Source organism: Desulfosporosinus sp. (assembly GCF_014237355.1).
Classification (GTDB): domain Bacteria; phylum Bacillota; class Desulfitobacteriia; order Desulfitobacteriales; family Desulfitobacteriaceae; genus Desulfosporosinus.
Genome location: NZ_JABZFS010000046.1, coordinates 1 through 21,431, shown reverse-complemented (window position 1 = coordinate 21,431; position 21,431 = coordinate 1). Strand labels below are relative to the sequence as shown.

19 protein-coding genes are annotated in these 21,431 nt (G+C 42.1%); 17 read left to right on the top strand and 2 right to left on the bottom strand.

Annotated features, from left to right (window positions below):
• From HGJ98_RS09835 to HGJ98_RS09775, 13 genes are all read left to right on the top strand, one after another.
• A partial coding sequence (locus tag HGJ98_RS09835; RefSeq protein ID WP_291350915.1) for a 3-hydroxyacyl-CoA dehydrogenase/enoyl-CoA hydratase family protein occupies nt 1-1,911 on the top strand: 1,911 nt, incomplete at its 5' end.
• Between the two features lie 11 nt (nt 1,912-1,922).
• Nucleotides 1,923-3,080, top strand: coding sequence for a thiolase family protein (locus tag HGJ98_RS09830; protein ID WP_291350913.1), 1,158 nt, complete (start codon nt 1,923-1,925; stop codon nt 3,078-3,080).
• Between the two features lie 124 nt (nt 3,081-3,204).
• Nucleotides 3,205-3,720, top strand: coding sequence for a spore coat protein (locus HGJ98_RS09825; protein WP_291350912.1), 516 nt, complete (start codon nt 3,205-3,207; stop codon nt 3,718-3,720).
• 242 nt (nt 3,721-3,962) lie between these two features.
• Nucleotides 3,963-4,346: a metalloregulator ArsR/SmtB family transcription factor gene (locus tag HGJ98_RS09820; protein WP_291350910.1), complete on the top strand. Its 384-nt coding sequence runs from the start codon at nt 3,963-3,965 to the stop codon at nt 4,344-4,346.
• Between the two features lie 96 nt (nt 4,347-4,442).
• Entirely contained in the window at nt 4,443-6,596 is a 2,154-nt protein-coding gene (locus HGJ98_RS09815) for a heavy metal translocating P-type ATPase (protein ID WP_291350909.1), read from the top strand.
• A 222-nt stretch (nt 6,597-6,818) separates the two neighbouring features.
• On the top strand, nt 6,819-7,238 hold the full coding sequence (locus HGJ98_RS09810) for an isoprenylcysteine carboxylmethyltransferase family protein (RefSeq protein WP_291350908.1): 420 nt from the start codon (nt 6,819-6,821) through the stop codon (nt 7,236-7,238).
• 101 nt (nt 7,239-7,339) lie between these two features.
• Nucleotides 7,340-7,657, top strand: a complete 318-nt coding sequence (locus HGJ98_RS09805) for a YmaF family protein (RefSeq protein ID WP_291350906.1) — start codon at nt 7,340-7,342, stop codon at nt 7,655-7,657.
• A 139-nt stretch (nt 7,658-7,796) separates the two neighbouring features.
• Nucleotides 7,797-8,237, top strand: coding sequence for a HutP family protein (locus tag HGJ98_RS09800; protein ID WP_291350905.1), 441 nt, complete (start codon nt 7,797-7,799; stop codon nt 8,235-8,237).
• 162 nt (nt 8,238-8,399) lie between these two features.
• Complete coding sequence (gene hutH, locus HGJ98_RS09795) at nt 8,400-9,959, top strand: histidine ammonia-lyase (RefSeq protein WP_291350903.1); 1,560 nt, start codon at nt 8,400-8,402, stop codon at nt 9,957-9,959.
• A 379-nt stretch (nt 9,960-10,338) separates the two neighbouring features.
• Nucleotides 10,339-10,683: a metal-sensitive transcriptional regulator gene (locus tag HGJ98_RS09790; protein ID WP_291350901.1), complete on the top strand. Its 345-nt coding sequence runs from the start codon at nt 10,339-10,341 to the stop codon at nt 10,681-10,683.
• 31 nt (nt 10,684-10,714) lie between these two features.
• On the top strand, nt 10,715-13,480 hold the full coding sequence (locus tag HGJ98_RS09785; RefSeq protein ID WP_291350899.1) for a heavy metal translocating P-type ATPase: 2,766 nt from the start codon (nt 10,715-10,717) through the stop codon (nt 13,478-13,480).
• A 177-nt stretch (nt 13,481-13,657) separates the two neighbouring features.
• Entirely contained in the window at nt 13,658-13,855 is a 198-nt protein-coding gene (locus HGJ98_RS09780; RefSeq protein ID WP_291350897.1) for a heavy-metal-associated domain-containing protein, read from the top strand.
• Between the two features lie 193 nt (nt 13,856-14,048).
• Nucleotides 14,049-14,246, top strand: a complete 198-nt coding sequence (locus HGJ98_RS09775; RefSeq protein ID WP_291350895.1) for a hypothetical protein — start codon at nt 14,049-14,051, stop codon at nt 14,244-14,246.
• A 91-nt stretch (nt 14,247-14,337) separates the two neighbouring features.
• On the opposite strand, the gene HGJ98_RS09770 is transcribed toward HGJ98_RS09775, so the two are convergent.
• A complete protein-coding gene (locus tag HGJ98_RS09770) occupies nt 14,338-14,544 on the bottom strand; it encodes an alpha/beta-type small acid-soluble spore protein (RefSeq protein WP_291350893.1) in 207 nt (68 codons plus the stop codon).
• A gap of 212 nt (nt 14,545-14,756) precedes the next feature.
• Between HGJ98_RS09770 and HGJ98_RS09765 the strand changes: the two genes are divergently transcribed.
• Nucleotides 14,757-15,407 carry a hemolysin III family protein gene (locus tag HGJ98_RS09765; protein ID WP_291350892.1) on the top strand — a complete coding sequence of 217 codons (651 nt, stop codon included), beginning with the start codon at nt 14,757-14,759 and terminating at the stop codon, nt 15,405-15,407.
• A gap of 163 nt (nt 15,408-15,570) precedes the next feature.
• Here the strand turns inward: HGJ98_RS09765 and HGJ98_RS09760 are convergent, their stop codons facing one another.
• On the bottom strand, nt 15,571-16,026 hold the full coding sequence (locus HGJ98_RS09760) for a YbjN domain-containing protein (RefSeq protein ID WP_291350890.1): 456 nt from the start codon (nt 16,024-16,026) through the stop codon (nt 15,571-15,573).
• A 187-nt stretch (nt 16,027-16,213) separates the two neighbouring features.
• Between HGJ98_RS09760 and HGJ98_RS09755 the strand changes: the two genes are divergently transcribed.
• From HGJ98_RS09755 to HGJ98_RS09745, 3 genes are all read left to right on the top strand, one after another.
• Entirely contained in the window at nt 16,214-17,362 is a 1,149-nt protein-coding gene (locus HGJ98_RS09755; protein WP_291350888.1) for a cache domain-containing protein, read from the top strand.
• A 294-nt stretch (nt 17,363-17,656) separates the two neighbouring features.
• Nucleotides 17,657-20,692 carry a formate dehydrogenase-N subunit alpha gene (fdnG, locus tag HGJ98_RS09750; protein WP_291350886.1) on the top strand — a complete coding sequence of 1,012 codons (3,036 nt, stop codon included), beginning with the start codon at nt 17,657-17,659 and terminating at the stop codon, nt 20,690-20,692.
• 2 nt (nt 20,693-20,694) lie between these two features.
• On the top strand, nt 20,695-21,431 hold a 737-nt coding region (locus HGJ98_RS09745), incomplete at its 3' end, for a 4Fe-4S dicluster domain-containing protein (protein ID WP_291350884.1).

The following is a 21,431-nucleotide window of genomic DNA, read 5'->3' as shown; positions in this document are numbered from 1 at the left end:
TTTAATCCCCCTCGCTACATGAAACTCTTGGAAATTATCCCTGGTCCCAATACCGACCCAGAAGTCATCAAATTTCTATGCGAATTTGGAGAGCGAGTCTTGGGTAAAGGGGTTGTTATGGCCAAAGATACACCTAATTTTATTGCCAACCGGATTGGTGCCATCGGTTCTCCGGTACTGCTTAAGGAAATGCTTCGTACTGGCTTAACTGTTGATGAAGTGGATGCCTTGACGGGACCCGTTATGGGACGTCCGAAGAGCGCCTCATTTCGCACGATAGATCTTGTCGGATTGGATACCTTTATACACTCAAACAATAATGTAGCTAATGGAGTACCTGAAGAAAAAGATAAGTTTGTTTTACCGGAGTTTATATTCACCATGCTCAAAAATGGTTGGTTAGGAGATAAAACAAGGCAAGGCTTCTATAAAAAGTCCAAAGGGCCAAAAGGTAAGGTTATCGAAGTTCTAGATATTCAAACAATGACCTATGGTCCACAGAAAACTGTAAGCTTTGCTTCCCTTGAAAAGGCAAAAGCGGCAAGAAGTCTGCCAGAGAAACTTCGTACCTTAGTTAGTGGAGATGACATTGGTGCAGAGTTTGCATGGAATGTAATAAAACCAACTCTTCTTTATGCAGCTACAATAGCTAAGGATATAGCAGCAGATATTACTGGAATCGATGAAGCTATGCGCTGGGGTTACAATTGGGAAATGGGTCCCTTTCAATTATGGGATGCACTGGGGGTCAAAGCTACAGCGGATCGGATCCTCTCGGAAGGCGGCACACTTCCCGAACTTGTGGAAGAGTTACTTGCTAAGGGGTATGAGAGCTTCTATCAGAAGACCGAAGCTGGACAGACGGCGTTTTATGATGCAGGAACCTATCATCAAAAAACCATAAGCCCATATGCGTTTTCACTAAAAGAAGCTCATAAGGCTGGCAAGGTGATCCTTGGAAATCCAGGGGCAAGCCTGGTAGACCTTGGGGACGGCGTAGCCTGTATAGAATTTCACTCGCCGAATAATTCCATCAATGCAGATGTTGTAGAAATGATCTATAAGTCCCTGGAAGAAGTAGAAAAAAATTACCTAGGACTCGTAATTGGCAATCAAGGAAAGAACTTCTGCGTCGGAGCTAACCTCGTACTTATTCTCCAGGAAGCAGAAAGAAGTAACTGGGAAGGTCTGGATTTGGGCGTGCGTGAATTACAAAATGCAACCATGGCCCTGAAATTTGCGAAGAAACCCGTTGTAGCAGCTCCTTTCGGAATGACCCTCGGTGGTGGAACGGAAATCTGCCTGCATACTCACGCCCTTCAAGCCTCCTCGGAAACCTACATGGGTCTTGTTGAACTTGGAGTTGGCTTAATTCCAGGTGGTGGAGGGACCAAAGAAATGGCAGTTCGGGCGATGGAAGGAATTCTTCCGGGAATACAAGTCGCTCCGGATTATTTCTTTGCTAAGCGGTTTGAAGCAGTTGCTATGGCACAGGTATCGACAAGTGCGGAAAAGGCGCGTCAGCTTGGTTTCTTGCGAGACCATGATCGATATAGTATGAATCCCGAACATATCATCTTGGATGCAAAGGCGCGGGTCATAGATTTGGCTCGTAACTTCCGGCCTAATTTACCCACAAAGGTTAAAATGGGAGGGGCTGGGGTTCGAGCCACCTTGGAAGTTGCCTTATATGGAATGCGACAAGGAAATTATATTTCGGATTATGATATGTTCTTAGGTAAAAAACTAGCTTATGCCATGACCGGTGGGGATCGCCCAGCAGGCATGCTGGTGGATGAACAATATCTTTTAGATATTGAGCGTGAAACCTTTATGAGCCTAGTCGGTGAAGCAAAGACCCAAGATCGTATTCGATACATGCTTGCTAAAGGCAAACCATTACGGAATTAGGGGGGATAAGCATGCAAGAAGCTTATATTATACAAGCTAAACGGACGGCAATTGGAAAATCGGGAAAAGGTTCCTTGGCCCAAGTTCGTCCGGATGATTTAGGTGCTTACGTTATACAAGATATTCTCAAAAATGTTCCTTCACTTAAAACAAGCGAGATTGATGATTGTGTTATTGGCTGTTCTTTTCCAGAAGGTGAACAGGGGATGAATGTAGCTAAAATAATGGCTATGCGCGCCGGTCTCCCCACTGATGTCCCGGGGGTGACCATTAACCGTTTTTGTTCTTCCGGGCTTCAGGCCATTTCTATGGCAGCTGATCGGATTCGTTTAGGTGAAGCGGATATTATGATCTCAGGCGGAGTCGAGAGTATGTCTTTGGTTCCAATGGGTGGAGCTAAAGTGGCACCCAATCCCTTTATGATCGAGAATTGCCCTGAAGTGTATCTCTCAATGGGTATTACTGCTGAAAACGTGGCCAAAAAATATGAAGTGACTCGAGAACAGCAAGATGCCTTTGCGGTTGCTAGTCATCAAAAAGCATGGGCTGCCCAGAGCAGTGGGCGCTTTGATGAAGAAATTGTGCCGGTGCTTCTTCCAAGTTGGGGAAAACCGGGTGAAAACTGGTTTAATAAAGACGAGGGAATTCGGCCAGAGACTACATTGGAATCATTGGCAAAACTCAGACCCGCCTTCTTAAATGGCGGCATGGTAACCGCAGGAAATTCGTCTCAAACCAGTGACGGTGCGGCAATCACACTTCTTATGTCTGAACGAAAAGTTAAGGAATTGGGCCTTAAACCAATAGCAGTTTGGCGTGGTTTTACAGTCGCAGGGGTTGAACCAGAACTAATGGGCATTGGTCCGATTAAAGCCATCCCTAAGGTTTTAAAACAAGTTGGGTTAACCCTCGCTGATATCGATCTATTCGAGTTGAATGAGGCTTTTGCTTCTCAATCACTGGCCATCATTAAGACACTGGACATTGACTTGGCAAAAGTTAATGTTAACGGAGGGGCAATTGCTTTCGGGCATCCACTTGGCTGTACTGGGGCAAAACTCACCGCCACTCTGTTGCATGAAATGACAAAGAGAAAATTGAAATACGGCATGGTTACCATGTGCGTTGGTGGCGGCATGGGAGCAGCTGGAGTGTATGAGCTGCTGTAGAATTTTTGAAGTTTTTGAAACTAAGTGGGGAATTAACCTTAGTTTCGGACAAAATTGATCAGGTGAATGAATAAAATCGATAATAATGAAAACAATATAAAGCAGAATAAGGAGGTGCTTTATATTGCCAATTCAATTATCGCAAAAGGAAAAAACACTTTTAATGGATCAAAGATCCCATGAGGAAACCTGCATCGACAAATACACGAAATATGCGAACCAAGCACAAGATGCTCAGTTGAAACAGCTTTTTAGCTCTTATTCAGCTCAGGAACAAGAACATTTAAACACGATCAACCAGATATTGAATGGACAGGTGCCCAGTGTAGGCGGACAACAAGGTCAGGGACAACAGGCTCAGAGTCAACAAGGTCAGGGACAACAAGCCCAGAACCAACAGTCAATGACCAGTGGCGCTCCAACGGCAGTACAAGGGAATTATAACAAAGAGGATGCAAAGCTTTGTCAAGACATGCTAATGACAGAAAAGTACGTCTCCGGTGCCTATGACACTGCGGTCTTTGAATTCAGAGATACTAATGTCCGTCAAGTCCTTAATCATATTCAAAAAGAAGAACAGCAACATGGCGAAGGAATTTTCCAATACATGCAAGGTCAAGGCATGTATCAAGTTCAATAGTATTTTTTGTGATACTTAGTTAACCAGTTCTATGTATGTGTTAAAAGACTGTATCCTTAATGAAGGGATACAGTTCTTTTTTTACACTTGATACATTTAAGTATATATAGATATTGTAAGCTACATGTACAAAGTTATTTGCTTGTAGCCCAGACAAATTTAAATAAAGGTATTGAATAAATAATATCATAAGATATAATGTACATATGAACATATAGACATATGTTAGGGGGAGAATTATCATGGCTGGCAAGAAAGAGGAACTTGAGAACAACCCTGTTTGCGAGATCTTGTGCGTCCATACTGATTTGATTGAATCAGTTCGTGAAACACTCATTCCAGGGGGACAGGTCCATCAATTGGCGGAGTTGTTTAAAACCCTTGGAGATCCGACACGGGTACGAATTATGGATGCTTTAGCAAAAAATGAATTTTGCGTATGTGACTTAGCAGAACTATTGGAATTGAGTCAATCTGCTACATCCCATCAATTAAGAGTTCTTCGGAGTAACGATCTCGTAAAATATCGTAGGGAGGGAAAGATGGTTTATTACTCGTTAGATGACGAGCATGTATTGGCACTTTACCGTGAGGGCCTAGAGCACATTTCGGAGGGGCGTGGCTAGAAAACCTAAATATTATTGGAATACACGAACTAAGGACTTCGAACCGCGACATCGTGGTGACTAACTATATAGATAATTGGTTTGGAGGAGAAAAGAATGAGTCTAGAACAACAAAGCCAAGAACGGATTAAGTATCGGTTAGAAGGATTAACTTGTGCAAATTGTGCTATTAAGATTGAAAAAGCCTTTTGTTCTGAAGAAATGATTGGAGAAACTTCCCTAAATTTTGCCACTCAAACGGTCTATTTGCCTCCAAAAGCCTTAGAAATTGCCCAACGTATTGTTGATCGAATTGAGCCAGGTGTCATATTAAAACCAATAAACCAACTAGGTAAGAATCTACATCAACAACAGGAAAGCTCCTTAGACACTATATGGCAAAAAGTTCGTATGCTTGTTGCTGGTTCACTCCTCGCTATAGGACTTTTATTACCCATACTTGGGATACATCTCTCTTTGGTCTTAGAATATACTATCTTTCTGACTGCTTATGTACTTGTTGGATATGAAGTCTTATACACAGCCTTTCGTAATATGACTAGAGGAGCATTGTTTGATGAAAATTTTCTAATGTCCTTAGGTACAATTGGAGCAATTGCCATTAATCAATTACCCGAAGCGGTTGGGGTTATGTTATTTTATACTGTTGGAGAATACATTCAAGGTTTGGCGGTTCATCGTTCTCGGAACTCGATTCAGGCCTTAATGGACATTCGACCAGACTATGCGAATCTCGTTCATCAATTAGACGTGATAAAGGTCTCCCCTGAAGATGTCCAGGTTGGACAATTAATTTTGGTACGCCCTGGTGAAAAAGTTCCACTGGATGGGGAAGTGGTTAAGGGATCTTCCTTCGTAGATACTTCAGCTTTGACTGGAGAATCTGTTCCCCGAAAGATTGAAGTCGGGGATAGCATATTATCCGGGATGGTTAATTCAAGTGGTGTGCTTACAATTAAAGTTACCCGACCTTATGAGGAGTCCTCAGTCCAGAAGATTCTTGATCTGGTGGAAAACGCCAGCGCACGCAAAGCGCCCACAGAAAAGTTTATTACTACATTTTCGCGTTATTACACTCCTGCAGTAGTGGTGATTGCTTTAGGAATTGCTATTGTTCCTCCTCTGCTTGGTGCGGGTTCGTTCAGTGAATGGATTTATCGTGCCTTAACAATTCTTGTTATTTCTTGCCCTTGTGCCTTAGTGATCTCGGTTCCCTTGGGGTATTTTGGTGGGATCGGGGGAGCGTCTAGACACGGTATACTTGTTAAAGGCGCGAACTTTCTTGAAGCACTAACCAAGGTGAAGACGGTTGTTTTTGATAAGACAGGGACACTGACCCAAGGAGTTTTTGAAGTTGTAAAACTAAGCCCGGCGAAGGGATTTAGCCATGAATCCCTGATGGAAATTGCGGCCACCGCGGAATTTCACTCTAGTCATCCAATTGCCAAATCCATTCGTGACAGTTACGAATTAGCCATAGAACCAGGAACCCTCGAAGATTATAAGGAAATTAGTGGGAAGGGAGTCCAAGCCAAGATCAAAGGGCTTGATGTTTTAGTAGGAAAGGCCGCTCTATTAACAGAAGCAGGAATTTCCATTCCCGATTCTAATGATCGTGGTCAAGCTGGAACTATGGTTCATGTAGCGGTTTCAGAGGAATACGCGGGGTATATTCTCATAGCGGATCGTCTAAAATCTGGGGCAAAAGAAACTATTAAAGCTTTAGAGAACTCTGGTATTAAAACCGTAATGTTGACCGGAGATCATCTAGGAGTTGCCCAAAAAGTGGCTAAGGACTTAGGTATATCCGAATTTCATGCGGATTTACTACCCCAAGATAAGGTCGCTTGGTTGGAAAGGCTGATGGCAGAAAAGGACCATAAACAAAAAGTGATTTTTGTAGGGGACGGAATTAATGATGCTCCAGTGCTTACACGAGCCGATGTAGGGATAGCAATGGGGGGATTAGGATCAGATGCAGCCATCGAAGCCGCAGATGTAGTTCTCATGGAAGACCAACCAGCTAAACTCCTTACAGCAATCAATATCGCTGGTTTTACCAAGAAGATCATTTGGCAGAACATTTTCTTTGCATTAGGGATTAAGCTAGGCTTTGTTTTCTTAGGAGCGCTAGGAATAGCTACTATGTGGGAAGCAGTATTTGCTGATGTTGGAGTAGCCCTTTTAGCAGTATTGAATGCAACACGAGTGAGGCAGTATACTAGCGTTCCAACCACAAATCAGATTTAACCTATTTGCTTTTATAATGGGGGGCAAGTTTCTTGGTAGATGTGAAAAATAGTCTTTCTCTACTCTTGTTTCTAATATTTATAATCTCTTATCTAGGGAAAATTAATTATTCTTAAAAAGAAGCACAAAATTCAAGCTAACGTTCTCACAAAGGGAAAAACGGATCTTCAAATAAGAAGATCCGAAGTATTTGTCAAATTAACCACGTTAATTTGGGGTGTTATGTGGTTTTTACTTTCCATATTAGAACCGATCATTGCTCATTGGTTCTTTCCCTTAGTGAAAAATGCTTATTTGAGTAGTTTAGGCATTTTGATTATGGCGTTAGGGGTAGCAATTTTTATTGTGGCAATGATTTCGATGAAAACATCTTGGCGAGTAGGCATCGATAAACAAACCCAATCATCGCTGGTAACTGAAGGAATCTATAAGTTTACAAGAAATCCTGCTTTTCTAGGATTTGACTTGATGTTCATAGGGCTTTTTGTCACTTACCCCTACATCTTAACCTTAGGTATAGCCGTCCTTAACATTTTGGCAATTCATTATCTAATATTACAAGAAGAAAAGCACCTGAAAGTTACTTTCCATAAAGAATACCTAAAGTATTTCAGCAGCACGAGAAGATATTTCATCTTTTAGTTGGAATCCTGACATAAAATTCATCGGGTTATGATCACAGGTTTAGAATTTCGGCATAAAATGGAGTGCAATTTGCTTGATTGAAAAAGGAGGCATTCTATATGTATGCACACGTAAAATCTGATCCCGCTCATAACCATGGGAGTGTCACGCATACTTCCTGTGATGATGGACACGCACATCAATGTCTTGATGTTTCTGGGTCTGCTGTGCCAACGACAAATGGAAATCATGTCCATCACTCAGAAGGTTGGGTAGTATTTGAAGACGGACATTCGCACTATTATAAAGCAGTTTCAGGGCCTGCGCTTCCGATACTGAATAACTACCATGTTCATAACTGGGATTTTTATACGACTATAGATGATAGACATCGTCATCGCGTAAGTGGCCCTGATATGCCTGCACCAGGAATTTAAATTAACTTTGGCAAAAAAATTTTGTTGAATGCTAAGTGTTTCTCGTCTATGATATAAGTAGGGTCAGTAAAGATTTCAGAGAGAGTTATTAGATGCTGACATAGATGAAAAAATTCTTGCGTTTAACCAGGGGGTTATTATGATACATTGTTCATCAATAGGGAAAACGGCCCTACTCATTGCCATGGCTGAAGGAAGTGAAACTGACGACTATGTTTCTCGTGCTCGAGAAAAGGGCTTTAATGTGGTGACGGGTAAGGTTGGCTCTATGGATGTGCAAAAGATCATTGCGGCCGTTGAAACAGCGGCTAAACGTCAGGGTCTAACCGATGATAGTTATAGATCTCAACATGCCCTCTATCACGCAATTCTTGATGCTTTGCAAGGGTTAGGTCGAGGTCCACTGCAACTGGGAAATATTTTACGTACGGTTGGGCTTCGATTTGCAATTGTTAAAGGACCTCGCACTCTGGAGGATTCTGATGACCTTTGGATTGCAGTCAGCATGTACGGGATGATTGGTGCTCCTATTAAAGGACATGAACATGAGGTTTGTGGCTTAGGTATAAATCATTTGTAAAAGCTTCCGAACAAATTATTAAATATCTGAAACGTATTGAATTTAGACAATAGCAATAAAATAAGGTTATGCTCAGAGTTATTAGGTATTTGAGGGCTAAGCTATAGACGAAAGTTTATGGCTTAATCCTCTTTTTTCATTTGCATAGAAGGAGGCCGAAATATGAGTGTCGTATTAGCAGAAAAATCTAGAGTTACCCTGGATGGAGAAACCCTTACCTTAGAGCAAGTGGTGGCGGTTGCAAGGTATGGTGCCAAGGTGGAATTGCACCCTATGGCTAAGGAAAAAGTCTTAAGATCCAGAGAATATGTGGATCAATTAATTGAAGGGAACCGCACGGTTTATGGAATCACCACAGGCTTCGGTAAGTTTAGCGATGTCCTAATTTCCAAAGATGATGCCAAAACGTTGCAACGTAACCTTATCATGAGCCATGCAACGGGTGTTGGAGATGCTCTATCACCAGAAATTGTAAGGGTTATTTTGTTACTTAGAGCAAATGCCTTAGCAAAAGGATTTTCTGGGATTCGACTATCAACTCTCCAGACATTAATAAATGTTCTGAATGCAGGAATCGTACCTTTTATACCAGAGAAAGGGTCGCTTGGAGCAAGTGGAGATTTAGCGCCTTTGTCCCATATGGTACTGGTTTTATTGGGTGAGGGGGAAGCGTTTTATAAAGAACGACGCATGAGTGGGCGGGAAGCTCTCGCACAAGCGAGCATAGAGCCAGTGGTTCTGGAAGGAAAGGAGGGGCTCGCTCTTATTAACGGGACTCAGGTTATGACAGCCATTGCGGCTTTGGCAGTCTGGGATGCTGAGATTCTATGTGAATCAGCAAATATTACAGCAGCATTGACTCTTGAAGCGCTTGAGGGAATTCTAAATGCCTTTGATCCCAAAATCCATGCTGTACGTCCTCACCCCGGGCAAATGGATGTGGCGAAACATATTCGCCATCTTACAGAGGGCAGCACCTTTGCAGCAGATCAACAACACCCTAGGGTGCAAGATGCCTATGCACTTCGCTGTGTTGCCCAAGTCCATGGTCCATCAAAAGAGGCAGTTGCTTACGTGAAAAAAGTTGTAGAAATCGAGATAAATTCTGCCACGGATAATCCTTTAATCTTTCCTGAAGAAGACGCAGTGCTCTCGGGTGGGAATTTCCACGGTCAACCCATTGCCTTGGCTATGGACTTTCTTGGGATAGCGATGGCGGAGCTTGCCAATATTGCTGAACGACGCTTGGAGCGTCTGGTTAATCCGAGCTTAAGCGGGCTGCCCGCGTTTTTAACTCCCAATGGGGGGTTAAATTCAGGCTTTATGATTGTGCAGTATTCTGCGGCTTCATTGGTTTCCGAAAACAAAGTTTTAGCCCATCCAGCAAGTGTGGATTCGATCCCCTCTTCGGCCAACCAAGAGGATCATGTAAGTATGGGAACAATAGCAGCACGTAAGGCCCGAACCATCATAGAGAACACTGGTCATGTATTGGGAATGGAATTATTGGCTGCATGTCAGGGTTTGGATTTAAGAACCGGAAAAGAGGAGCGACAGTTTGGAAAGGGAAGTGAGGCCGCTTATCGGCTTCTGCGTACAAAAGTGACCCCACTTGGTGAAGATCGTGTTATGTATACGGATATTAACATTGCCAAAGAGTTAATCTCTTCAGGAAAGATAGCGAACGCTGTACGGTTTGAATTTGCACGAAATGCACATTAATCCTGTGATGGGTAAATCAAGTTTATATAACTAATTAATGGGCGCTCCTTAATAGGTCATATGCAATAACCATATGCCTTTTAGGGAGCGCCTATTTTGTACTATCAGAAAGTATAAACTTGCGTTATATACTTTCTAAGCATAAGCGCAACTAAGGCGGCCGCCTGTGCCTACGGCTTGGCGCCAGCCAAGTTTTCTTTATCATCCATTTAATGGTTAGAGATTCATGAAAACACAATTATAAGGATAGTAAAAGACTTAATGAGAAACGTATCAATGTTTAGTTTTATCGGAAATACTACTAAAGCAATACTTTGTGAAGAATAGTCAATTGACATATGGTATAGGGGGGTATACTATATGTTTAGAGGTGATGAGAATGACGTTTGACGAAAAGCAGGTAGATACGTGCTCGGTCTGTGGGAGTGAAGTGACGGAGCCAGGAGATCGAAAGAGCCATCATGACGATAAAACGATTAAAGAACTAATAACTCGAATGAATCGTATTGAAGGTCAAATTCGTGGTATTAAAGGTATGATCGAACGACATGTTTATTGCGACGATATCTTAAATCAGATCTCTTCTGCTCAATCCGCCCTAGATGGGGCTTCACGATTGTTGCTAGAAAAACATATGAAATCATGTATTAAAGAGCGGCTTCAAAGGGATGATGATCAGGTCGTTGATGAGGTCCTGAAGACAATCTTTCGCATGATTAGATAGTGTAGGGATCTTAACTGGGGGATAAAAGAAAATGATGGAACAAGGGAACAAAGAAATTAATGAAATTAATGTATACGGCATGAGCTGTCAGCATTGTGTTAACCAGGTCACTAAGATTCTGGAAGCCTTCCCAAGTGTGCAGGAAGTTCAGGTGTCTTTAGAAGATTCGAAGGCTGTTTTTACTTGGGATCCTACACTGGTTAATTTGGCGGACATTCGAAAAGAAATCGAGGAAGCTGGTTATTCCTTTGAGAAATTAGACGATGCACAGGAAACCCAAGATAACCCTGAACAAGAGAATTCAAATCAAGAGAATTACGCGAATCAAGAGAACACCGAAAGGGCAGAAGGATTAAAGATGCCCAGTGAAACAGTAGGTGTTTCTGCCTCTCAAGAAACTAAGCAGCTGTTCAAAATTAGTGGTATGACCTGCGCAAATTGTGCATTGACGATTGAAAAAGGGCTCAAGGCTATGCCAGGGGTAAAATCAGTTGCAGTTAATTTTGCCTCGGAAAAACTTACCGTGGAAACGGATCCGAACCTGGTTAAGGAAGAGCTTCTTTTGGCGAAAATCAAGGATCTTGGATATGGTGCTCAGAGCGCAGATGAAGGAAAGCAACAATTTAAAGTGGGCGGAATGACGTGTGCAAATTGTGCTTTAGCTATAGAGAAGAAGCTTAAGGGTACCCGGGGTGTCCAAAGCGTTGCGGTCAATTTAGCGAGTGAAACAGTGTCAGTGGAGTTTGATCCCGGTGTCGTGACTTTAAGAGACATCTTCGAGCAGGTTCGTGATGCCGGGTATACTCCCATCGAGAATGAGGACGAGAATCAAAATGATCGTACTGCCATCAAACAACGTAATTGGCTTATTTTTAGTGCTATTCTCTCATTGCCTATCATGCCTCTTATGTATCTGCCTATGTCAAGACCTTTGATGTATACGATGCTTATTCTAGCAACCATTGTTCAGTTTACGGCGGGTTTAACATTTTATCGTGGGGCCTATCATGCATTGAAAAACCGTTCGGCTAATATGGACGTCTTGGTGGCGATTGGAATTACAGCTGCTTATGGATACAGTTTGATGACAACTCTGCACATGTTCATTCCTACTATCTTTTTTGAAGGCCCTAACTTCTTTGAGACGTCTGCTTTGTTGATTACCTTTGTGCGCTTTGGAAAATATCTAGAGACCAAAGCAAAAGGACGGGCTGGTCAGGCCTTAAAACGACTGTTAGAACTACAAGCAGATAAAGCTCATTTATTAGTTGATGGTGAGGTTAAGGAAGTAGCTGCTTCAGATTTGAAAATTGGGGATATTGCCCTAGTCAAATCTGGAGAAAGAATACCTGTGGATGGTGAGATACTTGAAGGAACAGCGAGTATTGATGAGGCAATGCTGACTGGGGAATCCATTCCCGTGGACAAGGGAGTTGGGGATCCGGTGATTGGAGCAACCATTAATCGCTCAGGAAGTATCAAGGTAAGAACCACTAAAACGGGTAAGGATACCGTACTTTCTGGAATTATCAAACTGGTCGAAGATGCTCAGGGAGTAAAGCCTCCGATTCAACGCTTAGCAGATAAGATTTCTAATTATTTTGTGCCAACGGTGGTTGTTATTTCTATTCTTACCTATTTAATATGGTACGTTTTGTTCGATAGTACGTTTGTTTTTGCCTTTACTGCTTCCATTGCCGTTTTAGTCATCGCTTGTCCCTGCGCTTTAGGGTTGGCAACTCCTACAGCCATTATGGTTGGCAGTGGGGTAGGGTTGAACCGAGGTCTTCTCTTTAAATCTGCAGCAGTATTGGAAGGAATTGCTCACTTACAAGCCATTGGGTTTGATAAGACAGGGACGTTAACGAAGGGAACACCTGAAGTGACGGATATTCTTGCCTATGCTGGTTACTCGAGGACAGAGGTTCTTAAAATTGCTGTAGCAGGTGAGAATCCTTCGATTCATCCATTAGCTCAGGCGGTTGTTTCTGAGGGCAAAAAGGAACAACTGGTTATTGAAGAGGTTCAAAATTATCGGGAAGAAGCGGGCTATGGTGTCACCTGTAACTATAAAGAGCAAACCTTACTCATTGGAAACATTAAATTAATGCACAAGTATAATGTTGACCTCAAAGAGTCGGAACCGGATTTTCAGGGGTTGGCTGAATTAGGCAGAACAACTAGTTTTATTGCTTTAGGTGGTCAGGTGATCGGACTCATCGCGCTTGCTGATGTAGTAAAAGAAAGTACCAAAGAAGCAATTAAACGACTTCATGAGTTGGGCTTAAAAACGTTTATGATTACTGGGGATAATAAGAAAGTCGCCAATGTTGTTGGCGAGCAGGTTGGAATTGATGATGTTATTGCAGAAATTTTACCTCAAGATAAGATTAGTATAATTAAGAAGTATCAGGACCAAGGGTTTAAAGTTGCTATGGTAGGGGATGGCATCAACGATGCTCCGGCCTTGGCCCAAGCAGATATTGGTATTGCTATCGGCTCAGGAACGGATGTAGCCAAGGAAACAGGAGATGTCGTATTAGTTCGTAACGACCTCCTAGATGTAGAACGAGCGATTCGTTTAGGCCGAAGAACCCTTCTCAAAATTAAGCAAAATCTCTTCTGGGCTTTAATCTATAATGTTGTAGGTATCCCAATTGCTGCAGGTGTTCTATATCCATTTACAGGACAACTGTTGCCTCCTGAATGGGCAGGGTTAGCCATGGCTTTCTCCTCCGTGTCCGTAGTAACAAGTTCACTCTTGTTAAAAAGGTATGACAGTAGACTCGTGGACTAGAGTGTCGAATCGGTGAATTTTCCTTCCAAAGATACTCATTTGTTTAATATGGGAGGATAAGTATACAAATTTACATTTGGTAAATTAAAGTTACCACTCAAGAGAAAGACATACGGAGTTATGGGATCTGGCTTCCAGCCTCTGACCTCTGACTTCTGTATTAGGAGGTGAAAGAAAGTGGGCCAAACTATTCTGAAAATTGATGGCATGACTTGTAACCATTGTAAAATGAGAGCAGAAAAAGCGTTGCAAGGTGTAAGTGGGGTCGAAAGCGTAAAAGTTGACCTAGCGAGCAAAGAGGCTGTCATAACTGGTAGTGCCGAGCGTGAGAAACTTATTAAAGCAGTCGTCGACGCTGGCTATACTGTAGCCTAATAGATGGGATCTTTTCTAAGTAAGAATCTCCTTTATATCGAATATAGCCTGTATCTTTAATAACTTTATTAAAGATACAGGCTATTTACATAAAAGAATGATCATTTCTTATGAATTCTATCTTTTAAATGTCCAGTATCGTGCTCGGATGATTATATTTTCTTTGGTTAAACTATTTATGAGGTGATGTAGAATGCCGAGAAATGATGGCAATAAATATAAGAATGCAGACCTGAAGAAAATCGAGTTGACACTTAGGAACATTCAAAAGAACGAAGAGTTTTTACTGGAAAATGCTGAAGAGCTGAGCGCTCATCAAATTAAAGATGTCAAAGCCCACTTAGCTTCCAAGACAAAACACCTTGAGGAAACCGAAGGCACAATTAAATAGGAGCATTTTTGCTCCTTCTTTTTCTTTGCCTTAAAAATAAATGTAAGAGGGATATCTTTCGATATCCCCCTTAATCACCTAACAATCTAAGTTAGATTTTGGTTCCACCTTTGAGATGTTCCTCAGCAAACTGAATCATCCGTTTGGTCATTTGACCACCAACTGATCCATTTTCGCGGCTTGTGCGGTCGCCGCCTAATTGAAGGCCCATTTCATTTGCAACTTCATACTTGAATTGATCCAATGATTGTGAAGCACCTTGAGTCGCTGGTGTATTAGTATTTCTTTCTCCTGCCATGATAGGTACCCTCCTTTAAATTATGTTTGTGTACTGGAACATTCTTATTATATGTTTTATGGCTTTTCTTACTCAGGTAATTATTGCTACAATATATAGAGCTTTCCTATTGCTTATTGTTGTGGTTGTTGACTGATTTTATGTTGATTTTAAGAACCTTAAGGTTTAGAATTATGTTATTGAATTGCTTTAATCGTTGAGGAGGATTCAAAGTGAGTTTGAAGATGAAAGAACCAGTAAACACATGGACACATTTTGTGCTATTCATGGCTGCAATTGTGGGGCTAGTGTTTCTGATAATCTTAAGTAAAAATAATATATCAAAACTGATTACCATGACGATTTATGGCGTTAGTATGATTTTACTTTATGGTGCTAGCTCTCTATATCATTGGGTCCGTACTACTCCACAAAAAGAACTTCTTTTGAAAAGGGTAGATCATATTGCAATTTATTTGTTAATCGCGGGTTCCTATACGCCGGTTTTTTACTACGGATTGGATGAGGTATGGCGTTGGGCGATGCTTAGTGTTGTTTGGGTTTTGGCAATCATTGGAATGATGTTGAAAATTTGGTTTATCCATGCACCTAGATATGTTTCCTCGGCATTTTATGTCTGTCTTGGCTGGATAGCCTTAGTCCCGTTCTTTCAACTTGTCCGTAATTTACCAATGGGTGCGATCATTCTAATGGCTGTTGGCGGATTAACCTATACCATGGGCGCGATTATATATGCAACTAAGATCTTCGATTTCTTCCCCAAGCGTTTTGGTTTTCATGAGATATTTCATTTGTTCATTGGAGCTGGAAGTATTGTGCATTACATAATGATTCTAGTATATATCATGCCGATGGCAGAATAAGTATCGTTAACATAGAAGTTAGTGCGATGGTGGGATGCGCTTAATTGTCATCCTGAACGAAGTGAAGGATCTTCCCACAATGCAGCAAGATCCTTCGCTGACGCTCAGGATGACACACAAAATAATGGGCAAAAAAGCAGGAGTGGTATTATAACCACTCCTTTTAATTATTTTCAGTACAAAAATCTGCTGCCTCTTCTGCGCTGTAATCCCCATATACTAGTTTCATTAGGCCGGGGTAATATGTGTCAAATCCTAGTACACCATTCCAGACGGTGTTTAGAACCTGATCTTGAGAGGGATGTGCATCAGCTAGATCAAGGAAGGTGCGATACCTTACTTCACCATTATCCATATCCATTTCAAAGTTACCATTGGCCAGTTCATAGTTTACACGGTTCATAAAATCACAAACTTCTAGGCGTTTGAATGGAGGGATTTTTTGATCAATATGAGTATTACAGAGCAACGATTCTTGTTCTTCATCAACTAGAAGGAATGCATGAAAGTCAGTATTTATGCCACGAATCTCAAGTTTAATAATTCCATTCTTATTGTCAAAATCAAATTCCCAGCCATTTTGACTCAGAATCTCATAGAGCACCCGAAATAAGGACATGATTTTCCATCCTCCTATATCTTCACTTTATAGTATAAATTTCCACGTAAAGAGGATAATTCCTTCTCCTTCTAGAAAGGTATTATAAAATAGTTATATAGAGAGAAAGGTATTTTAAATAAGGACATAGAATTTATTGAATATAAATAATTGAGTGAATTTTATACGTGTTCAGGGAGGTTGTGCATTGAATTCACTGAAACATCAAATCCTTTTTTTGATGCTTGGTTCACTAGTTGTATTGGCAACGTGTTTAATCTTCATATTAGGGTTGCATTTGAAGCATCGGGCAGTGGATGCAGCGATTGTCAAAGCAAAATCAGATCTAGCAACTTGCATGGAAATAATTCATTTAAAAAACCCAGGTCCATGGCAAGTAAAGGACGGACAACTTTACAAAGGGCAGAATCAAATCTCACATCGCACAGAACTTGTTGATCATCTATCCGAACTCACCGGGGATACAGTGACTCTATTTCTGGGTGATACTAGAGTTGCTACAACGGTGCGCAGTGTGAATGGCCAGAGGGCTATAGGAACTAAGGTGTCAGATGCAGTGGCAGAAACTGTCTTAAAAAATGGACAGACTTATCTTGGTGAAGCGAATGTGGTGGGAGAACTTTATCAGACGGCTTATGAACCTATTCGCGATATTAATGGGGATATCATTGGAATCTTTTATGTAGGAATTTCTAAAAGCTACGCCCAGGCGTTTATTGTTAATTCTCTGATACTATTAACAATATTCGGGTTGGGAGTAACATTAATTGTTGCTTTAGTAACTTGGTTTTTCATACAAAAATTTGTCATTAACCCACTTCATGAAATTACACTTGGAACACGTGACGTAGCTACTGGACACGCGACTGAGAAAGTCGATGTTACTGGGCCTAGGGAAATCGGAGAGTTAGCAGTCGCATTTAACCAAATGGTTGAACGATTAGAAGATATTGCAGATGAAATGAGTAAAGTCTCTATGCCAAGAGATTCACATATGGACATAGAGAGTTCGGATGTAATAAAGCTAGAAGAGCCAGAAATAATACCACAGGAACTTCCTAAACAAAATTTCAACTTCTCTCAGAGGGGCTTACCTAAAGGGCTAAATCTCCTCACTTTGAGGCAAATCATCTCTTTTGTGTGTGAAAAAAATGAACCTGTTTCTGCCGAAAATGTTGCTGAAGGGGTAAATCTAACTAGGGTAACAGTTCGTAGATATCTTGAGTTTCTAGAACAATATGGTGCATTGACAACGGATTTAAAATACGGCACAGTTGGGAGACCTGTTAAACTATTTCAACCGGTACATAATTTAAATATTAAAGATATTGAATAATTCGTGAATGGAGCGAGAAGTCCCCCCTTAATTGGGGGGACTTTTTTATTACATAATAGTTTTTTAATTATACAGAATAGTTTCTTTATGAACTTTATTAACAGAATAATGACTAAAGCGGGAAAGAGGGATAAGCTTGAATACGAGATATAGTCAGAAAATTCAAGAAAATAACTCTATATCCCGTGTTAAGGGCTTGTACCAAATGTACTAATCCTACCTAAATCGGAAGTCGTAAAACTGTGTACTGGGTCATAGGCATGTTTATGAACAATTCAAGGGGAGGAAAAAGAGATGGATGTTTCTCGTCGGAGTTTCCTAAAACTTTCTGGGCTTTCCATTGCTGCATTGGCGGCTGGCTTAGGGTTTGATCCTGCTGTCGCCCAGGCTAAGGGGTATGCTTTAAAAATTGAAGGAAGTAAAAAGATCCCTAGTATTTGCCACTTCTGCTCTGGTGGATGTGGAATGCTCTTGTATGTGAAAGACGGTAAGCTGATTCATCTTGAAGGTGATCCGGATCACCCAACCAATGAGGGGACCCTGTGTCCTAAAGCGGCGAGTTTACTCAGTGTGGCCAATTCTCCTGATCGTGTGACAAAGCCAAGACGCCGTGCTCCTGGGGCTGACCACTGGGAGGATATTTCTTGGGAAAAGGCGTTAGACATCGTCGCTAAGAAAACTAAAGAAGTCAGGGACGCTAGTTGGAAAGCCGCTGATGAGATTGTCAATGCGAAAACGGGATTACCAGAAAGCCTTTCAGTCAATCGTGTAGAAGGTATCGCCTTCTTGGGTTCTGCAGAAGTTGATAATGAAGAATCTTACCTAATTAAAAAGTTCTGCGAGGTAATAGGAACCCCCTACAATGAACATCAAGCTCGTATATGACACGCCCCCACGGTGGCAAGTTTGTCACCTTCGTTTGGTCGAGGTGCGATGACGAATTCATGGTCTGATCTGAAAAATGCTGAGGTCTTTTTAATCGCAGGAAGTAACTGTGCAGAGAATCATCCCATTGCTATGAAATGGATCAATCGGGCAAAAGAAAAGGGTGCAAAAATAATCGTCGTGGATCCGCGCTTTACCCGGACAGCTGCTAAAGCAGATATCTTCGCCCAAATTCGACCGGGTACAGATATCGCCTATCTTGGCGCAATTATAAATTATATTCTTGATAAAAAGTTATACGATGAAACGTATGTTTTGAATTATACGAATGCTCTTTTGAAGGTCAATAAAGATTATACATTAGAGGATGGAGTTTTTTCCGGTTATAATGCTAAAACAAGGAAATATGCCACTGCGAGCTGGGGCTACCAACTTGGGCCGGACAAAAAGCCTCTGAAAGCTGATAGTATAGAGGACCCAGACAGTGTATTTTCCAAGCTCAAAGGACACTATGCCAGATATACGTTTGAAACAGCTGAAAAAATTTCTGGGATTCCGGCAGCTAAAATCAAGGAAATTGCTGACGTTTTCTGTAAAGGAAAACCAGCAAGTATTCTTTATGCCCTGGGAATGACTCAACATACCACGGGTGTTCAAGGAATTCGTTCTTATGCCATTATTCAATTATTGTTAGGAAACATCGGAAAAGCCGGTGGCGGTATTAACGCACTGCGTGGAGAACCGAATGTCCAGGGTTCAACGGATATGGCTAATTTAGTTAGCAACCTGCCGGGTTATCTGCCGCACCCAATTAATACGGATAAGACCCTGCGTGATTATCTTGTGCGCAATGGATCATTTTTTGAGAAACATATAGTTGCCCAACTTAAAGCCTGGTTTGGTGAAAATGCCACCAAAGAAAATGACTATGGATTTAGCTACTTACCAAAGACTAATCCTTCAGTCAATGCGACGATGGTCAAACTCTTTGAGATGATGAATAAAGGCCAATTCAAGCTGCTCTTTAACGTTGGTTCGAACTCCTCAGTTTCCATTCCGGACCTTCAGCTCGTCCGTTCAGCCTTAGCCAAACTTGATATGTTGGTCGTTTCTGACCTCTTCGAGATTGAAACTGCCCAATTCTGGCGTGCTCCCGGAGTGATTCCGGCAGATATTAAGACTGAAGTCATTATGTTCCCTGCAGCTTTCGTCTATGAAAAGGCTGGCAGCATGTCAAATTCTTCGCGCTGGATTCAGTGGAAAGAAGCCGCGCTCAAGCCCCTCGGGGACTCAAAACCTGACCTTGACATGTTGGACCACCTCTTTAAGAAAATCCGTAAGTTGTATGAAGGTAGCACAGATGTTAAGGATGCTCCAATCTTAAAGGCCCGTTGGGATTATGGTGATCATGAGCCAAGCGCACTAAAAGTACTACAAGAGCTGAGTGGGTATGACGAAACGACAGGTAAGCTCCTTCCGACCATAGGGGATTATCTTAAAGCACCAATTGGTACGGCTTCTACAGGGTGTTGGATATATGCTGGCGTAACGGGGAATGGAAACCTTGCGGCTCGTCGTAAGAGCGATGACCCCTCAGGGTTGGGGCTCTTTAAAGAATGGAGTTTTGCTTGGCCTGGAAATGTTCGTATTCTGTATAACCGTGCATCCTGCGACGAATTGGGCCAGCCCGTTGATACAAAACGCAAACTAATCTGGTGGGATGCTGCAGCTAAGGTATGGGCAGGGAATGACGGTGGGGACGTTGTCGATAAGACCAAGGGACCTGAGACACCGGAAGGTAAGTTAAGTTTCCGTATGAATCCTGAGGGTGTTGGTCGCTTATTTGCGGCCGCGTATATGAGTGGGTTACCTGCTGAACCAACCGCTGACGGACTCCCGGCCATCGGGATTCGTGGTGCAGGGTTATGTGTAGATGGACCGTTACCGGAATTCTATGAACCAACCGAAAGCCCAACCATAAATATTTTGCATCCCAAGACTTCAATTAGTCCATGTGCAGTGGTGGTATCGACTCAAATCGGTAAGTCGGAGGAGTTCCCCCATGTTTTGACTACGTATGGGGTGGTGGAACATTTCTGTGCCGGAGGAATTACACGCAACATACCGTGGTTGAATGAAATTATGCCAGAACCCTTTGCTGAAATTAGTAAAAATCTAGGAGCTAAAATTGGGGTCAAAGAAGGAGATATGGTCGAAGTATCTTCTGCTCGCGGCAAAATTACCGTTCGTGCCTTAGTCACGGACCGTTTACAGTCTTATAAAGTCAACGGAGAAGATTGTGAAACTATTGGAATGCCTTGGAGTTGGGGTTTTGCATCTTTAAGTCCTGGTCCAAGTGCTAATGAATTAACCATCGCCGCATTGGATCCTGGAGCAGGTACTCCTGAGTATAAGGTTTGCCTAGTCAATATAAGGAGGGCATAGCGATGACAAGAAAAACAGTTTTTGTCGACACTTCAAAATGTACGGGGTGTAAAGCTTGCTCTGTGGCTTGTAAGGAGTGGAACGAGCTTCCGGCGGAGAAAACCCAGTTGCTTACGAGTTATCAAACTCAAAAGGCTTTTACGACGAAGACCTGGACCTTTATGACCTTTATTGAGAAATACGAAGATCAGACAATGAATTGGTTAATGCGTAAGGCCCAATGTTTTCACTGTGCAGAGCCTGCATGTATGAAAGCCTGCTCTTCAAGTGCAATTTCTCAGACGGAATCTGGGTATGTCTTAATTGATTGGGACAAATGCATTGGGTGCGGTTATTGTGTTGAAAACTGTCCATTTGGGGTTCCGAAGGTCGACCCGGTTCAGAAAAAATCCTACAAATGCACAGGGTGTATTGATAGGGTTGAAAATAACTTATTGCCTGCTTGTGTTCATACCTGTCAACCGGGCGCTTTAGCTTTTGGAGAACGGGACGCTATGTTGGCTCAAGCGAAGAAGCGACTTACAGAGGCTCAAAAGACGCATCCCAAGGCACAGCTATATGGAGAAAAGGAAATGGGCGGTATGACCTATCTCTATTTATTGCTGGATAGTCCAGAAGTTTATGGTCTCCCGGCTAACCCGACAGTTCCGCTCTCACTAACACTTTGGAAAGATGTTATTCGTCCGGTCGGTAGTGTCGCAGTGGGTGGTGCAGCAGCGGCTGTTGTCCTCGGGGTTTT